This window comes from Rickettsiales bacterium Ac37b, assembly GCA_000746585.2.
Taxonomy (GTDB): domain Bacteria; phylum Pseudomonadota; class Alphaproteobacteria; order Rickettsiales; family Arcanibacteraceae; genus Ac37b.
Window position 1 is genome coordinate 140,648 of record CP009217.2, and the last position, 18,079, is coordinate 158,726.

At 30.6% G+C, this 18,079-nt stretch carries 15 protein-coding genes; 9 read left to right on the plus strand and 6 right to left on the minus strand.

Annotated elements, in window-relative coordinates; translation table 11 throughout:
• Positions 1-78: 78 nt before the first annotated feature.
• The 6 genes from NOVO_00735 (at position 79) to NOVO_00760 (ending at position 7,269) form a co-directional block, all read left to right on the plus strand.
• A complete protein-coding gene (locus NOVO_00735; GenBank protein AIL64557.1) occupies positions 79-273 on the plus strand; it encodes a hypothetical protein in 195 nt (64 codons plus the stop codon).
• A 492-nt stretch (positions 274-765) separates the two neighbouring features.
• The gene (uvrC, locus tag NOVO_00740) at positions 766-2,625 is read left to right on the plus strand and encodes an Excinuclease ABC subunit C (GenBank protein ID AIL64558.1); all 1,860 of its coding nucleotides are present in this window, start codon (positions 766-768) and stop codon (positions 2,623-2,625) included.
• 44 nt (positions 2,626-2,669) lie between these two features.
• Positions 2,670-3,251 carry a CDP-diacylglycerol--glycerol-3-phosphate 3-phosphatidyltransferase gene (pgsA, locus tag NOVO_00745; protein ID AIL64559.1) on the plus strand — a complete coding sequence of 194 codons (582 nt, stop codon included), beginning with the start codon at positions 2,670-2,672 and terminating at the stop codon, positions 3,249-3,251.
• Between the two features lie 5 nt (positions 3,252-3,256).
• On the plus strand, positions 3,257-4,540 hold the full coding sequence (gene murA / locus NOVO_00750) for a UDP-N-acetylglucosamine 1-carboxyvinyltransferase (GenBank protein ID AIL64560.1): 1,284 nt from the start codon (positions 3,257-3,259) through the stop codon (positions 4,538-4,540).
• 25 nt (positions 4,541-4,565) lie between these two features.
• Positions 4,566-5,459 carry a 33 kDa chaperonin gene (gene hslO / locus NOVO_00755; GenBank protein AIL64561.1) on the plus strand — a complete coding sequence of 298 codons (894 nt, stop codon included), beginning with the start codon at positions 4,566-4,568 and terminating at the stop codon, positions 5,457-5,459.
• 70 nt (positions 5,460-5,529) lie between these two features.
• Entirely contained in the window at positions 5,530-7,269 is a 1,740-nt protein-coding gene (locus NOVO_00760) for a hypothetical protein (protein AIL64562.1), read from the plus strand.
• Between the two features lie 235 nt (positions 7,270-7,504).
• Here the strand turns inward: NOVO_00760 and emrB_1 are convergent, their stop codons facing one another.
• Both emrB_1 and yibH read right to left on the minus strand, forming a co-directional pair.
• A complete protein-coding gene (gene emrB_1, locus NOVO_00765; protein AIL64563.1) occupies positions 7,505-9,067 on the minus strand; it encodes a Multidrug export protein EmrB in 1,563 nt (520 codons plus the stop codon).
• 5 nt (positions 9,068-9,072) lie between these two features.
• Entirely contained in the window at positions 9,073-10,119 is a 1,047-nt protein-coding gene (yibH, locus tag NOVO_00770) for a Multidrug export protein EmrA (protein AIL64564.1), read from the minus strand.
• A 195-nt stretch (positions 10,120-10,314) separates the two neighbouring features.
• On the opposite strand from yibH, the gene mreB reads away from it, so the two are divergent.
• From mreB to NOVO_00785, 3 genes are all read left to right on the plus strand, one after another.
• Positions 10,315-11,355 (plus strand): Rod shape-determining protein MreB, encoded by a 1,041-nt coding sequence (gene mreB / locus NOVO_00775; GenBank protein ID AIL64565.1) that lies wholly within the window; start codon positions 10,315-10,317, stop codon positions 11,353-11,355.
• An 18-nt stretch (positions 11,356-11,373) separates the two neighbouring features.
• A complete protein-coding gene (locus NOVO_00780; protein ID AIL64566.1) occupies positions 11,374-12,240 on the plus strand; it encodes a Rod shape-determining protein MreC in 867 nt (288 codons plus the stop codon).
• A gap of 214 nt (positions 12,241-12,454) precedes the next feature.
• A complete protein-coding gene (locus NOVO_00785; protein ID AIL64567.1) occupies positions 12,455-13,552 on the plus strand; it encodes a hypothetical protein in 1,098 nt (365 codons plus the stop codon).
• Positions 13,553-13,695: 143 nt separating this feature from the next.
• Here the strand turns inward: NOVO_00785 and NOVO_00790 are convergent, their stop codons facing one another.
• The 4 genes from NOVO_00790 to glnG all read right to left on the minus strand — a co-directional run bounded on the left by NOVO_00790 (position 13,696) and on the right by glnG (position 17,947).
• Positions 13,696-14,025, minus strand: a complete 330-nt coding sequence (locus tag NOVO_00790) for a hypothetical protein (GenBank protein AIL64568.1) — start codon at positions 14,023-14,025, stop codon at positions 13,696-13,698.
• Positions 14,026-14,044: 19 nt separating this feature from the next.
• Positions 14,045-15,229 carry a hypothetical protein gene (locus NOVO_00795; protein AIL64569.1) on the minus strand — a complete coding sequence of 395 codons (1,185 nt, stop codon included), beginning with the start codon at positions 15,227-15,229 and terminating at the stop codon, positions 14,045-14,047.
• Between the two features lie 385 nt (positions 15,230-15,614).
• Positions 15,615-16,478, minus strand: coding sequence for a D-alanine aminotransferase (gene dat / locus NOVO_00800; GenBank protein AIL64570.1), 864 nt, complete (start codon positions 16,476-16,478; stop codon positions 15,615-15,617).
• 14 nt (positions 16,479-16,492) lie between these two features.
• Positions 16,493-17,947, minus strand: coding sequence for a Nitrogen regulation protein NR(I) (gene glnG, locus NOVO_00805; protein ID AIL64571.1), 1,455 nt, complete (start codon positions 17,945-17,947; stop codon positions 16,493-16,495).
• Positions 17,948-18,079: the final 132 nt, after the last annotated feature.

An 18,079-nucleotide genomic window follows, 5' to 3' on the forward strand; every position in this document is an offset into this window, starting at 1 on the left:
TAAATAAAAATATTGCACAGTTTATATAAATGTATCAAAATACATTGTAAAAATTATATAAAATAAAAGGGAATAAATATGCATAAAACATTACCATCAGAACTTTTAGAAAAATTAGTATGTCCTTTAACAAAAACTCCTTTAATATATAATCCTGAAAGGCATGAATTAGTTAGTCTTGCAGCAAGAATGGCATACCCTATCAAAGCTGGTATCGCAATCATGCTTAGGGAGCAAGCACGCAAATTAGAAGATCATGAATTTAAAGAATAGTTTATTAAATATCTAAACGAATATTTTTTACTTTCATATTTCAATTTTAAATATCCATTGTATAATTATTTAGGGTATTTAAAATAGGGCTAGAAACAAGGACAAAATTGCAAGAGATTATAGTTTCTCCAATTGGATTAGCAGATAAGCATGATGAGCGAAACCTACTTTTTGTTAGATTAGCGGAGAAGAACGCATATGCTAATTCAAATCAAGAAACTATATATAATATACTCTTTTTTGTTATGAACGCGAAAGAGGTAATCTAGTAATGTTTCAGACTCATGAGATACCTGCTTTCGTAGGTATGACATCATTTCTTGCTCATTACTTACATTTTTTGTCCGAGAGTAGGATTAATTGCTAGGTGAACATTGAGCGACGCCGTACTCAAATTCAAATGCTTTTACTATAATACGTAAATAATGAAGCAATACTTAAATTGCTTAAGCTATAAAAATTATTATCAAGGATAAAGTATTATATAATATTGTGATAGAAATAGATAATCTTAACTCATCTATAAATATACTCAAATATCATGCTATCAATGCGCCAGAAACATCTGGAATATATAAGATGATAGATAAACATGGTGCATTATTATATATAGGGAAAGCAAAAAACCTACAGAAAAGGCTAAGCAGCTATACTAAAATAGCCAATTTAAATAATAGATTACAAACTATGGTATCCCAAATTAATACCATAGAAACCGTACAAACCTCTTCAGAAGAAGAGGCATTGTTGCTCGAAGCTGACTTAATTAAGAATCTAAAACCACGTTATAATATTCTCTTGCGTGATGACAAAACTTATCCTTACATTTTGATTCGTACCGATCATCCTTTTAGTCCCATTATAAAATATAGAGGTGAAAAGACAGTTAAAGGTAGGTATTTTGGACCTTTTGCTTCAGTTCAAGATGTAAAAAACACTATTGCTACTATACAAAAACTCTTTTTACTTAGAACCTGTTCAGATAATTATTTTGCAACGCGCCTCCGTCCTTGCTTACTTTACCAAACTAAAAGATGTTCAGCACCTTGCGTAGGTAAAATATCAGAGGAAGATTATCTTGCTTCAGTTCACGAAGTATATGATTTTCTCTCAGGTAAAGCAGAAAAACTACAGCAAAAGCTGCAGCAATTAATGCAGAAAGCAAGCAACAATATGCACTACGAACTCGCTGCCCTCTATAGAGATCGTTTAAATTCACTTAAAACAATAGTAGCTAAAAATAGTAATTTTAAATCAATAAAAGAAGATACAGATATTATCGCTATTTATCAAAAACTAGATGAAATATGCGTTTCAGTATTTTTCTTGAGAAATGGTCATAACTACGGTAATAAAAATTATTTTCTTAAAAACAACCTACTCCAACCTCTAGGTGAAATATTAGGCTCTTTTATAGAACAGTTTTATCAACTCCATACTCCTCCAAAAGAAATTATTGTCAACGAAGCACTTCTAGATAGAGCTTTATTGCAAAATGCTTTAACTACCATAGCTAAAAATAAAGTTAAAATTATTGATCGTCTTAAAAAAGATCAACTTAATGCCAAAATTTTTGCAGAATATAACGCTCAAGAAGCTTTAACTCAAAGACTTAGAGCCTTCACAACGCAGCATCAATTTGCAACTGAAATACAAAAATTATTTAAATTACCTACTATACCAAAACGTATAGAGGTATATGATAACAGCCATATCATGGGAAGTTTTGCTGTAGGAGTTATGGTAGTAATTAAAGATTTTGGCTTTGATAAAAGTGCTTATCGAAAATTTAATATAAAATCTACAACAGATAGCGATGATTATATGATGTTAAAAGAAGTACTTACCCGCAGGCTGATGAATCTCAAAAAGAAATTTCCACAATACACTGCATCAGAATGGCCAGATTTTCTGTTAATTGATGGAGGAGCCGGACATTTAAAAATTGTAATGCAAGTACTTAGAGACCTAAACTTATCTCATCATTTAAATGTAGCATGTATTGCTAAAGGAATTGACCGCAATGCAGGAAAAGAACAATTTTTTACTCCAAGTAAACCACCTTTTACCTTGGATAAAAATACTGAAGTAATGAAATATTTACAAATCATCAGGGATGAAGCACATAGATTTGCAATAACTACCCATCGAGCTAAAAGGAGTAAAGCTTTAACCCATTCCTCTTTAGATAACATACCTGATATAGGAAAAGTGAGGAAACAAATATTACTTAGCCATTTTGGTTCTATAAAAGCAATAACAGAAGCAAGTTTTAGAGATTTAGCAGAAGTAAAATTTATTGGTAAAAAGATAGCTAAAGTTATTCACACCTATTTACATGAAGGCAAATAAATAATAAAGTATAAAAAAAACTTTATAATTTACTTGTAATATGTATGGTAAATATGCCTTTAAGACCTTTATGGAAACGCGTACCCAATATTCTAACTGCCTCCCGTATCATAATTATACCCATTATTGTACTAAGTTTTTACTTAAACAATGGAGCGTTGGCACACCGTATATCAGCAACGCTGTTTTTATTTGCCTGTATAACAGATTTCTTTGATGGCTATTTAGCGCGTGCTTGGTCAATACAATCTGCTCTTGGAAGATTTCTTGATCCCATAGCTGATAAATTAATAGTAGGATCTGTAATATTAATGCTGGTACATTTTGATCGCGCGGATATAATGCCTGCACTTGCTATTATTTGCCGCGAAATACTGGTATCAGGATTAAGAGAATTTTTAGCAGAATTACGCGTTAGTATGCCAGTAAGTGAATTATCTAAATTTAAAACTACTTTACAAATGACAGCTATTTTCTTATTGTTACTTGGAAATGAAGGAAGCTCACTAGAATATGTTGACTTAGCTGGCAAAATTACTTTATGGCTTGCAGCCGCTTTGACTATTTTTACAGGCTATGCTTATTTAAAAGCTAGCCTTCATTATATATCTCAAAATGAAGAATAAACAATATGGATAAAATTTTTATTAAGGGTGGTAAACCTTTAAAAGGCACAATTGCAATCTCTGGATCTAAAAATGCTGCATTGCCTATTATGGCTGCATCTTTACTTACAGCTGATACTTTAATTCTCTCTAATATTCCCTTACTTGCAGATATAACTACTATGTCTCATCTTCTAACTAACCATGGGGTCTCCTTAACGGTAGATGGGATTGCTTCTTTTACTTATCAAAATGGTAGAGTATTACAACTTAATGCTGCAAATGTTAATAATTATACAGCTCCCTATGATATAGTACGTAAAATGAGAGCTTCCGTATGGGTACTTGGTCCTTTACTTGCACGTTTTGGGCAAGCTTGCGTATCTTTACCTGGAGGATGTGCTATAGGAAATCGTCCTATAGATCTACACATATCTGCTCTAGAAAAACTAGGGGCATCTATTGAATTAAAAGATGGTTATATAATAGCACATACCAAATCTAAACTAAAAGGTGCTAATATTCGCTTTGATAAGGTATCAGTTGGTGCCACAGCTAATATAATGATGGCAGCAACTTTAGCAGAAGGATATACTACTATTACAAATGTTGCAAAAGAACCTGAGATATGCGATTTAGCTGTATGTTTAAAAGCAATGGGAGCTCAAGTAGAAGGGGTTGGAACAGACACTATTACCATTGAAGGGGTAAAGCAATTACACGGCACCCATCATACAGTTATTCCTGATCGTATTGAAGCTGGTACTTATGCAATTGCTGCAGCTATCACTGGTGGAGAAATTAATTTAACTAATATTAATCAGGAATTAATTGATAATATAATACAAAAATTGGAACATGCAGGTGTAAGTACCGCCATAACTGATACCGGTATGTTAGTAAAAAGATCTGAAGATCATATATACTCTACTGATATTCATACTCAGCCCTATCCAGGTTTTCCAACCGACATGCAAGCGCAATTTATGGCGTTAATGTCTATTGCTCGTGGATCTTCTCTTATTTCTGAAAATATATTTGAAAACCGCTTTATGCATGCCTCAGAATTAATGAGAATGGGTGCTGATATCACTGTAAATGGCAGTGTTGCTATGGTAAAAGGAATAAATCAGCTTAAAGGCGCACCAGTTATGGCAACAGATCTACGTGCTTCGGTATCTTTAGTACTCGCTGCACTTGCAGCAAAAGGTAACACTCAAATCAGTCGTGTTTATCATATAGATAGGGGTTATGAAAGAATAGAAGAAAAATTAGTAGCTTGTGGAGCTGATATAGAACGAATTAAATAAATATCTAACTATAAAACATAAAAATATGAGTACCATTTTACCTTTTTTATTCAAAAATACACCTATACGTGGCAGGATATGCCGTGTTAATAGCGTTGTTGATCAGATAATAAAACAACACAATTATCCTCCATTAATTTCACATTTACTTGCAGAAGCAACCATAATAACCGTCATACTGGCTAGTATAAATAATAAATCTGAACAAAATACTACTACATTACAAATAAAGTCAGATGGTCCTATTAGTTTACTCACAGTGGATTGTTTTAATCAAAATAAAATTAGAGGTTATGTTGGGTATGATCCTCATTCCTACAAAAAACTTATAGAAAATGAAACAAACCCTAGATTGTCGGAGTTATTCACCAATGGATATCTTGCAATTACATTAAATCATAACTTACCAAATAGATATCAAGGAATTGTAGATTTACAATTAGAAACTATTACCGCATGTATAGAAAATTATTTTTTACAATCAGAACAGATAGATACCTCTTTGGTAGTATCTACTGGGCAAAACTACCTAAAAACAGGTATGCAGTGGTGCGGTGGCGGTATCATAATACAAAAATTGCCTTCTGAACAAAATCAAATATTCGCATTAGACAATTTATGGGAAGAAATCAAAATACTGACCGAGACTGTTAAAATTGACGAACTCATAGATCCTATTCTACCTAAAGAAGATTTACTTTATAGATTATATAATCAACATGAAGTATTACTATTTCCAGAACAAAATTTTATATTTGAATGTCGTTGCTCACGAGAAAAAGCACAAAGTATTTTTAACACTATACCGTATGAAGAATTAGATTCCTTTAAAATAGATGATTACATAGAAATTAAGTGTGAATTTTGTGGTAAAAAAGAAATCTTTTATGATCATGAACACTCAGGAACAAATAATTAAATTACATATTATCTTGATATGTTAAAAAAATTTTAATATTATACTTTAGACTAATTTTAATAGTATATATATGAATCAACACAAATCTTTAAGTATAAATCAAAAAAATTATACCATCATCCTTTTAGGATTTTCACAAGGTATTCTATTATATTTATTACATATTTTATTACAAAACCATATCTTCCATGATAATAACATTCATATTTGGCTTCCTATATATTTAACTACCTTATTATTACCTCTTACATTTCAATTAGTTTTTACAAATTTTGGTTCAAAAATCTTTTGGTGCTTTATTCTTAGCTCAGCTATTATTATAACATTAACTGGTATTTATACGGGTAATATTACTTTAGAAAAATTTTCAAGCTTAACATGTATTTTCTCTCTAACTATTACTATAGCTTGGTTTATTTCCTTACCTTTTTTACAAGCATATTTAAGTAATTCAAATAAATCTTCTCTATATAAAAACTTATATTATTATTCATGGAAAAATTTTATTTTACTATTAGAAGCCTCTATATTTGTATTATTGGTATGGATATTATTGATTTTATGTGCAGCGCTATTTAATATAATAGATATTAATTTCTTTACCAAACTTGTATCTAAAAAATGGTTTAAATATGTTGTAAGTAGTACTACATTTTCTATCGCCGTCTGTATATTACACAGCGATGAAACTATGATAGTTTTTTTGCGAAAACAAATTTTAACTTTACTAAAATGGTTATTACCTATTAACGCAGTAATATTAGTCCTTTTTATATTATTTTTACCGTTTACAGGCTTACAACCTTTATGGAATACTCATTCTGCTACTACTTTAATATTATCTCTTATTATATGGACGATTATACTATTAAACGCTGCTTATCAAGATGGTGAAAATGATGCGCCTTTTGGTAAAACTATCCTAGCTTTAATCAAGATAGCTATTTTTACCTTACCTATATATTCAGCTATATGTATTTATGCTCTATATCTTAGAGTTGAGCAATATGGTTGGTCTAGTGATAGAATATGGGGAGGTATATTAATTTTTATTATTACTATCGAATCGTTAGGATATACATATTCTTGCATTTTTAATAACGCGAAATGGCTTGATAAATTAGGTAAAGTTAATATTTTTGTATCTATTCTTACAATAATTATTCTTATTTTAACTAACACTCCTTTTTTAAGTCCTACAAAAATTGCTGCTAATTCTCAAATTACAAGACTCTTAGAGAATAATATATCATATGAACTTTTTGATTATTATTACTTTAAATATGATTTAGGTAAAATTGGAATAAATAAATTAAAAGAATTAGAGGTGTTAGAAGATTCTAAACATAAGGAAGCGGGTGCTATAAGGAAAAAAGCAGAAATGGTGCTGCGCGATCAATCCCCTTACTGGAAGCATAGTAATCAACCCTCAGTTACCTTAGAAGACTTAGAAAAAAAATTAAAGCTATTTCCAAGCGGCGCACTAGACAATAATTTTCTGTTATTTTTACAGAATAGTACATATATAAATAACTGTAACGATTCCTCAAGTTGCGTGGTAATTTCATTAGATTTAGATCATGATAATCTAAACGAATATGTATTAATTAGCCAATATTCTGGGAATATTTTTAAAAAAAATCAGAAGGAAGAATGGCAACATATAGGTTCTGCTCAGATGACCTACCCTATGTCATTGGCATGGGATGAGCTTATAGCTTCTTTAGAAAAGCACGAATTTAAACCTGTAGCCAAAAAATTTGATGATATTCTGATTGGTAAATTCTTATTCCGTGTTAATGAAAAATAAGAATATTTACTATAGAAATTAAGTTGTATTTGGGACTAGGCAGATAGATCAAAGCCTATAAATAGTAGGAGAGCTTTGAGCTAACCGCATCCCGAATCAAATCTATATAGTAAATTAATTTGGATTAGAATAGACATGAAGAGCGAGTGGCAACACACATATTTAAAAAAAACTATAAAGTAACGCTCTATCGGCCTCATCACTCGTACAATTTTAATGGTAAATAGTATCATTCTTAATGGCTAAGCTCTGTAGCCTGGTTATTAGGATCAACTTTTTTGACACATACCATAACGAGTATACTAATAAAAAATAAACCTGCGATAGAAAAAAAGACTTGATTAATACTCATAACAAATGATTCTAATAAGGCTAAACTATAAAGCTGCTTTAATGCTGCTAAGTCAGGATTAAAATAATTAAAACTATTAAATTTTTGCTTCAATAATGAAAGTGTATATTGCGCTTCATAACTAGTTTCTGTTACTTGCGAACGTAATGTCAGAAAATTTTTCTTTTGCCAATTTTGTAACAATGTATTATTTAACGCTAGGCCAATAGCCCCTCCTAGATTGCGCATTAAATTATATAAACCGCTTGCATTTTTTACTTCACTCTTAGCAAGAGTACCTAGGGAGATAGTGGTAATAGGTAAAAAACAAAACATTAATGAGAAGCCTCTAATTGCCTGAGGCCAAAAAAGATCCATAAAGCCTGACTCAGAAGTAATATTAGTATTAATCATACATACTGTACCAAATAACACTAGTCCCATTATTAACATTAACCTTAAATCCATTTTTTTTGACAACATGCCTGCAACTGGAGCAGATAACAACTGAAATATACCTGTAATCATTAAATATTGGCCAATTTGTAAGCTATTAAGATTATGTACTGTAGCTAAATAAATAGGTATAAGAAATATAACACTATATAAACCCCATCCAATCACAAAACTAAATATACAACCAGCACAAAAATTACTATTTTTAAAAGGTTTAAAACTAATAACAGAATTTGGCGTAGTCAATATTCTATAAATTAATAGAATAAAAGTTATAATTGTTATTACAGTAAAAACAATAATGAGTTTATTATCAAACCACTCTTTGCGGGGTCCTTCTTCCAAAATAAATTGCAAACTTGCAAGACTTATAGCTATTAATACAATTCCAAGCACATCCATTTGTTTTAATAAAGAAATATTAGGAGAATCAACATTTACTAAGAACCAGGTAGAAATACACACCATAATTCCAGGTATAATATTTAACAAAAATAGATAGTGCCAGGATATATATTCCGTTAAATACCCACCTATAACAGGCCCAGAAATAGGAGCCACAGTCACTACAACTCCTACTATCACTGAAATCATCGGCTGTTGTTTAGGAGGAAATAAAATATATATAGTAGAGAAAACTGTTGGTATCATACTTCCACCAAATAACCCTTGAAAAGCACGAAATATCACCATTGATTCCAAATTCCAGCTTAATGCACATGCCACACTCATAATTGTGAAACCTAAGCATGAAACAAAAAATACTATTCTTGTTGAAAAAATATGGGTGAGCCAACCCGAGATAGGTATAATAATAACTTCAGCAATGAGATATGAAGTTTGAATCCAACTAATTTCATCTTGAGTTGCAGATAAACCAGCTTGTATTTCTGATAAAGAACTAGCTACAATTTGGATATCCAACACTGCCATAAACATCCCAACTATTAAACCAATGAATCCTATCCATTCGTTTACAGTTAATACACGATATGATGAACTACTTGACATATTAATTACTTTAAATATACAGAAATAACACTAGACATTCCTGGCTTTAACTTGGATAAATCCTGATTTTCGTCAAACATTATTTTTATAGGTATACGTTGAACTATTTTAGTAAAATTTCCTGTAGCATTCTCTGGAGGAAAAATACTAAATTCAGCACCGGTAGCAGGAAACATACTTTCTACCCTACCTTTAAATTTCTTACCTTGCAAACTGTCAATTTTAATGATGACTTTTTGTCCATTTTTTATACGCTCTATCTGAGTTTCTTTAAAGTTAGCTTCCACCCATACCTTGCCACTATGTACTAAATAAGCTAATGCTATACCAGGCTGGGCCAATTGACCTATCTGCAGGGCATTTTTAGTAATAACACCTGAATTTTGAGCCTTAATCTCCGTATTTTCTAAGTCAATTTTACTTAAAGATAATTCTGCTTCAGAGTATTTTTTCTTAGCTTGTAAACTTAAATATTCTGCTTCAAGTATTTCTAATTGTTCCTTCACAGCAAGAAAATTAGCATTTGCACTATTATATTCTGCTTGAGAGTTTTTCTGACTTTCAATATTACGATCATAAGATTGATGTGAAATAGCTCCCTCTTTAATTAAATTTTTTGCACGTGCGTAATCTTTATTAGCCCTTTCTAACACAGATGAAGCATAATCTAATTTACCCTTTGCTTCGTTAATACGTTCTTCTTGAATTTTAAACTGTTTTTCAAGTTTTTGTATAGAATATGCTGCTAATTCAAGATTAGATTCAGCTTGTTTTACCTTCTCTTGATAATCACAATCATCAATACGGGCAATAACATCACCTTTTTGTATCACTTGGTTATCTTGTATAAACAAATCTTTTATATAACCAGTTACTTTTGGCTTAACAATGGTAATATCTGATTTTAAATAAGCATCATCTGTTGATTCATAATGTTGACCTATGAAGAACCAATATAACAAAAATATTATTAATACAGATAAAGCTACTATTATAGTTATATTTTTGATATTTTGCTTAACCATATAGGTTAAATTTTTATCTAAGCTCATCTTGAAATATACCAATTGTTACTTTTTAATATATAACTATGGTTTGATTTAGATATTTGTCAAGATATACAAGCATTTTACTTATCATTTATATAAAAATCGATAACTAATTATTGCTTTTACTAAAATACCTCTTGCAGAAATTGTAATTTCTTTGTACAAAATATAATGGTAATTATTTTTTTGGTATATAGTATGTTTTCCCAATTATTAGGTTTATTTTCATGTGATATGGCAATTGATTTAGGTACAGCTAATACTCTTGTATATGTCAAAAGCCGTGATATAGTATTAAATGAGCCATCTGTAGTAGCATTACTAACTGAGAATGGTAGAGTGAGGCCTTATGCCTTTGGTCATGAAGCAAAAATGATGTTAGGGCGTACTCCCGCAGAAATTGATGCTAAACGCCCTTTAAAAGATGGTGTTATTGCTGATTTTAGAGGTGCCGAAGAAATGATTAAGCATTTTATACGCACTGTACATAATAGAAGAGGATTTACTGGACCATTAATTATTGTATGTGTACCGTATGGTTCTACACCTGTAGAAAGAAGAGCTATCCAAGAAGCTGCAGAAAGTGCTGGAGCTAGAGAAGTGTTTTTAATAGAAGAACCAATGGCTGCAGCTATAGGAGCTGATTTACCAGTGACTGAACCTACAGGTTCAATGATTGTTGATATAGGTGGGGGCACAACTGAAGTAGCTGTTTTATCACTAGGTGGTATAGTACATGCTCACTCTGTTAGAGTTGGCGGTGATAAAATGGATGAAGCTATCATTTCTTATATACGCAGAACGCATAATTTATTAATAGGTGAATCTACAGCAGAAAAAATTAAGAAACAAGTAGGTAGTGCTTGTATGCCTGAAGACAACAAAGGTAGACTTATGGAAATTAAAGGTAGAGATTTAATCCGTGGTGTACCTAAGGAAACTGTAATTAGTGAAGCACAAATTGCTGAAAGTCTACAAGAACCTGTAAGTCAAATCGTTGAAACTATGAAGATTACTTTAGAACGTACACCTCCTGAATTAGCTTCTGATATAGTAGATAAAGGTATTGTCATGACCGGAGGAGGATCTTTATTAAGTGGATTAGATGTAGTACTACGTGAAGCTACTAAACTTCCTGTTTTCGTTGCAGAAGATGCTTTGTCATGTGTAGCACGTGGCAGCGGTAAGGTATTAGAGAATTTTAAAAAATTCCAGCATGTTTTGTTTAAACAAGACTAGTTGCTTCATTATTAATGAATGAATATAATAGATCGTAACAAAAATTTTTGGTTTTTTCGTTTAACTGCTTTAATTAAAAGCTTTTACCATAGCGTAATACTAGCTTTGTGTATATTAATAGTTGTAATATTTATTATTTTAGATATTAAAAAACATCATACTTTATTAACATTCAAAACTACGGTATTAGATTTTATTTCTCCACCCATCCAAATTATATATGAAGAATTATACAGCTTAAAAACTGCTATGAAATCATTAAAAGAGCTTCCTAATTTAAAACATGAAAATATTAGATTAAAACAAGAGAATTATTTATTGAAACAACAATATAATATAGCCCTACAATTAAAAATTGAAAATCAACAATTACATAAATTACTAAATTTTGTCCATAATTTAGATTATACTTATACAACTACCAGAGTTATTAATAACTTTAATACACCTTATATTAAATCTATTTTGATTACTGCAGGAAAAGATTGTGGTATATACAAAGGACAAATTGTGATTAATAATGACGGATTAGTTGGAAGAGTACAAGATGTAGCCCATAAAACATCTCGGGTGCTCTTAATTACTGATCTTCATTCTCGTGTACCAGTTATAACCATAAACTCTAGGGAACGTGGAATTGCTAAAGGTACAAATACTGACCATTTATCCCTACTATATACCACAGACAATAGTAATATTTCAGTTGGAGAAATTGTTGTCACTTCAGATGATGGAGAATTTTTTCCTCCTGGAATATTAGTAGGTATAATTTCTGAAGTGAAAGGTGGCCGTATTACTATTACACCCGCCGTACAGCTAAATATTCTAGACACAGCACTTATTATTGGATACCCAAAATCAGAATTTAAATTAGGTAATAATTAATTTTATAGCTTAAGCACTTTATATAGTTTTTATTTAATAATTTTAAACAATATTTAAAGAATAAGTTTTATTTTAGTAATATTATAGTAAATTAAATTGTATTGGGGACGAAGAACGATAAGCAAAACCTAGAAATAATAGGAGCGCGAAGAGTAACAATATTCCTAATTCAAATCAATTTACTATATAGGATTATAACACAATAAAACTTTATATGATCAGAAGTAAAAAATTCATAATTACTATACTCAGCATTATTTATATAAGCTTTAGTATATTTTTTTATTTACTTTATGAATTTGTACATTCACAAAAATTTGCCAATCAACAAAATGTCAATGTTGCTGTAGATAAAGTATTAGCGCCTGTATTTACACCTGAAGGTATCGAAGACATTGCATTAGTCCTTATGGTTAAAGATGAAATTGATATAATTATGGAAAATTTGGTATGGCATTTCTGTATAGGGTTTAGAAAATTCATAATAATTGATAATCAATCTTCAGACGGAACTAGAGAACATATCAATAAGTTTGCTCGTTTAACTAAAGATATAGCAACTGTATTGATTATCGATGATCCAATAGTTGAACATATACAAACTCGTATTATTACAGGAGCTTACTATTATATAACTCAGCTGTGGCCATCTGTTAAATGGGTTTTTCCTATTGATGCTGATGAATTCTGGGTACCGCAGTCTAAGTTAAGTCAGATTTTAAGCCAAATTCCAGATAAATATGATGCTCTGACTGTTTTAAGAACACGGTATTTTGCAAATAAAAATTATTATAACTATCCAGACACAATACCTTTCTATGAAAAAATACCATTTCGTACCAAAAATTTAACTCTTTTAGAAACAGAGTACTCACACATTAACTATAAAATTGCTTTAAGAACAGGTAGAAATAATTTAATAATCACTCAAGGTAATCATGCTCTAGATACTAAAATACCTCATAAGTTTAAAGATAGTTTTAATTATATAGGTGGAAATACGAAAGGCCTTCACATGGTTGAATACACAATGCGTTCAGTTGAGCAAACTAATAAGAAATTTCAGAATGGTATGAATGCTTTGATAAGCGCAAGCAAAAAAAATCTACCAGAAACAAGAGGAATGGAATCCTCTCACTGGTATCAGTATAAAAAATATATTAATCAATATGGTAAATTAGCTGCAAAGGCAAAGTTTGAAAAAAATTTTATTACTGCAGAAGATAGTATATATGATCCCCTTCCCATTCAAGAAGCTTTTGTATTGTTTAAAAAAATTCTGAATAATTACCAAGCTTGTGTGAAGTTTTAATAGAAACTACTACACTCAATTATAAATCTTTTTCTAAGTATAGTATTTTGACTAAAGGAACAAAGAGTGAAGGAATAATTGTATTATGCGACGCAAAAACTTCTTGTTGCCTAAAATCATGGCTTTCTTTCTAACTTTTTTAGTTAACTTGACGATGCCGTACCAATTAATGGCAACTCACTTAAGTCATTATGATAATTAAAAATATAGTTGTACTGAGCATTAATTGGTTCTACAATAATCTCTAATGTCTTAGAAAACGCATTGACGATATCATTTAAAATTGGCTGTATCTCCTTATCATATATAAAATATGAATTTACAGTGGCAATTAAAGAGATCCCAACATTTATCAAAATATTTTTGCGTAATTCAGTGGTAGGTACAAAAAAAGTATGAAATAGTGGCTCACTTCCTTCAAGAAGCGCAGCAAACAGAGTATAGGTACTATAATTAAGCTCAGCATCTATCATTAATTCATAACCTATATTATTATAACACCCAAATAATTTCTGCTATACCTATAGTATCTCTTATATTAATAATCATATATTTAATTATTCCCCCTAGGGCTACACTAGGGTATCTGATTAATTGAATATACTCATTTTCAGATTCTCTTGTTAAATCTCCCATAATATATCCCATAACAGATCCCATAAAAAGTGATATACTACTTTTTACATCTATACCTACGACAATTTTACTTGGTAATATATCAAATAATAGCGCCTTATATGCACTATCTATAAAAATTTTATAATAATCTATATTAGGCATAAACGCCAAAGACAAAATAGTAATGTTATTTTCTGAATCCTCTACAGCAAAAATTAACGATTTAGTTATGGCTTTATATTGGAATGTACCAATTAATGGCAACTCATTTAAATCATCATGATGATTTAAAGTAGAGTTGTACTGTGCATAAATTGGTTCTGTAATAGTTTCTACTCTCTTAGAAAATACAATGTATTGGCATATATTGTAACCAAAGGATGCTATATTCAAGCCTAAAGTACTAATGCCAGTTACGGAATAAGATGTAGCAGATGCACCATGCGACACTGCACTTCCAAGGTTTAAAATTTTTTCTTTAATCTCATTCAAAGAATCCGGTGAGAAATCTTTTAAATCTACAAAACATATAATACCTTCACTAGCATTTTTGAATACTTGTTCAAGATAAGAGGAATCATCATGATCAACCACATATTCACGTTGTACATACACAGTTGCTAGATAATCCTTGAAATCTTCTTTGAACTCTTTTTGTATTTTTAGGTACCATCTATCGTGGTAACAATCTATTGGAGATAATTCTTGATAACTATTGTATAAAGGAATATTATCTGATAATATTTGACCTAAAGTAATACATGCTTTAATAAATAAACGATCTTGACCATTTTTTAATAAAGTTATATACTCATCATATGTATCACTTATAACTTGCTTATATTCTTGCATAGGTTTAACTTTATAATCCTGATCTAAATGGAGTCCAAGGCCTAAATAGTGCCAACTATTAGGGAATTTGTTTGTGATACTCATTCTATATCTTTGAACATCTACAACAAATATCTTCCTTACTTTACCCATTAGTGATAAGAGCTGATAAACATTCTCTACTCTATTATTTCTTTTATGAGAACTATGATCTGTGGGAGTACGCATTATAATATAATCTTTTATCTTATTGGTTATAGTAAAAACAGTTGAAGTTTGATACAAGGAATGAGGCGCAAAGCCTACTGATTGCTAGGTGAGCAACGAATGACGCCGTATGCAAATTCAAATGTTTTTACTATATTATAATTCTTGGTTCAAGATAACTATATTACAAAAGTTAATTTATGTAAAATCTTTAATACATTTGGTTGACTAAACTATAATATTTTCATCTTTCTTAGCAGATAGACGTGAAGAGCCCTTTTTTATAGGCTTTTGACTGTAATTTGAGTAATAAGGTACTATAGTAAATTAAGTTGTATTTGGAACTAGGAGCGATAAGTAAAGCATACAAATAGTAAGAGAGCTTTGATGCGACAACGTCCCGGATTCAAATCAATTTATTACAAGAATAATTTTTATAATTTTTCAAAAGATTATGGGTAATATCTCCCATAACTCCTCCATTAATCACCTTCTCATCAATCTTAACCACAGGTATAATACCAAGAGTAGTACTAGTTAAAAAGGCCTCCTTAGCATTTAAAGCTTCAGCAATAGAAAATGGACGTTCTTCAAATTTTATATTTAATTTATTAGCAATTTTTAAAACTATTTGTCTAGTAATACCAGACAAAATATTACGATTACTAGGATGGGAAACAATTATACCTTCATGGGTTACTATATAACTATTTGAACTACTTCCTTCAGTAATATATCCTTCTTCGTTATATAACCATGATTCAAATGCCTGATTATTCATTGCATATTGTTTTGATAATATATTAGCAAGTAGAGAGATGGACTTCACATCACATCTTTTCCACCTTAAATCTTCTTGAGTTACAATATTTACACCTTTGATAGTTAATAAATTTATTGATTCCTGAGATCTTGCACTATATATAACCATTACAAGAGATGGAATTAAATCAGGAGAAAAACTGTGAATACGTCTTGCAACCCCTCGCGTAATTTGCATATATAATATGCCATCTTTAATTTTATTACGCCTAATTAATTCAGAAATTATAACAGATAAGGAAATATTACTAATAGAGAAAGGTATTTTTAATACATCCAAAGAATGTTTAAGTCGTAAGAAATGTAAATCCTTGTATAAAAGCTTACGATTATCTATCTTAATAACTTCATACACACCATCGGCAAATTGATATCCCCTATCCTCTATATGCACACTCGCAGCACTGTGATTTAAATATCTACCATTTACATAACTAACCTTTGGCATATAACAAGCTACCTTTATGCTTGTTCGTGCTGTTTATTCCAACTAGACATCATAACCTTTTCATCTTCAAAATTATTATTAGCACTGGTAGTGCTAATATTTAAAGATTTTAATTTTCGATGCAAAGCAGAACGCTCCATACCAACAAATGAAGACGTCCTGGATATATTACCATTAAATCTACTCATTTGAGCTAATAAATATTGACGTTCAAATACCTCTCTTGCCTCTCTAAGTGGCATAGACATAACATCCGCACTAGCATCTGGCCGTATAATTTTTACACCACCAGACAAAATTTCAGGAGGCAATAACTCAACTCTAATAGGCTCCTTTAATTGTGTTTCTTGTGACATAATTAATAGCCATTCCAAAACGTTATGCAACTGTCTAATATTACCAGGCCAATTATATGCTTGCATTGCTGCGATTGTATCTTCTCCTAATTTTCTTGGAATCAGTCCTGAAGTTTTTTCTAAATTTTTAATAAAAAATTCACATAATAAAGGTATATCGTCCTTTCTTTCAGCTAGTGAAGGTATTTTTACTGGTATAACATTCAAACGATAAAATAAATCTTGTCTGAATTTACCAATCTTAATCTCTTCCTGTAAATCTTTACTAGTAGAAGCAATCACACGTACATCAAGTTTAAGAGGTTTGGCGTTACCAGGTCTCTCTATGACACTATCTTGTAAAAATCTTAAAATTTTGTTTTGCGCAGGTAAAGGTAAATCACTCACCTCATCTATAAATAACGTACCATGGTTAGCAAGTTCTAAAATACCTACCTTCCTAGGCGCATCATATAAATTATTCTTATGTTCTTCACCAAACAATTCTAAATGAATTTTATCGGAAGACATACCAGCAGAATTTAAAGTAAGAAAAGGCTCATTTGACCTTTTAGATTTTTTATGAATAATACGCGCAACAAGTTCTTTACCACTCCCAGCCGGACCAGTAATCAAGATACGTCCTGCTGTTGGAGCAACTTTTTCAATAGTGTTTTTTAAATTATTCATTGCACTTGATGTGCCTATTAATTCTGTTTTATCTCTTACCTTTAGTTTAAGTTCAGAATTTTCTTTTAATAACTTAGAAGTTTCGCATGCTCTTTGTACTACTACATGTAGTTTATCTTCTGTAAACGGCTTTACTATATAGTCATATGCACCCATCTTAATAGATGTAATTGCTGTTTCTATAGTACCATGACCACTAATCATAATAACCGGTAAATAAGGATATTTGTGCTTTATAATCTCTAAAATACCTAAGCCGTCTAATTCGCTACCTTGTAACCATATATCTAATATAATTGCTGAAGGTACTTTTTCATTAATACTATGAAAAGCCTCAAGACTATTAGCAGCTACACGAGTACTATATCCTTCATCCTTTAAGCCATCACAAATTAATTCTCTAATGTCAGCTTCATCATCTACAACGAGTATATCATACGGCATAATTTATCTCACCTAGTTAAATCTTAAAACTATATAATATAACAGTTTATAATATAGTTTAAATAAAAAAACAAAAACATCCACAGAATAATTGTATAAAACCCTTATTATTCACAATTTATAAATATATTA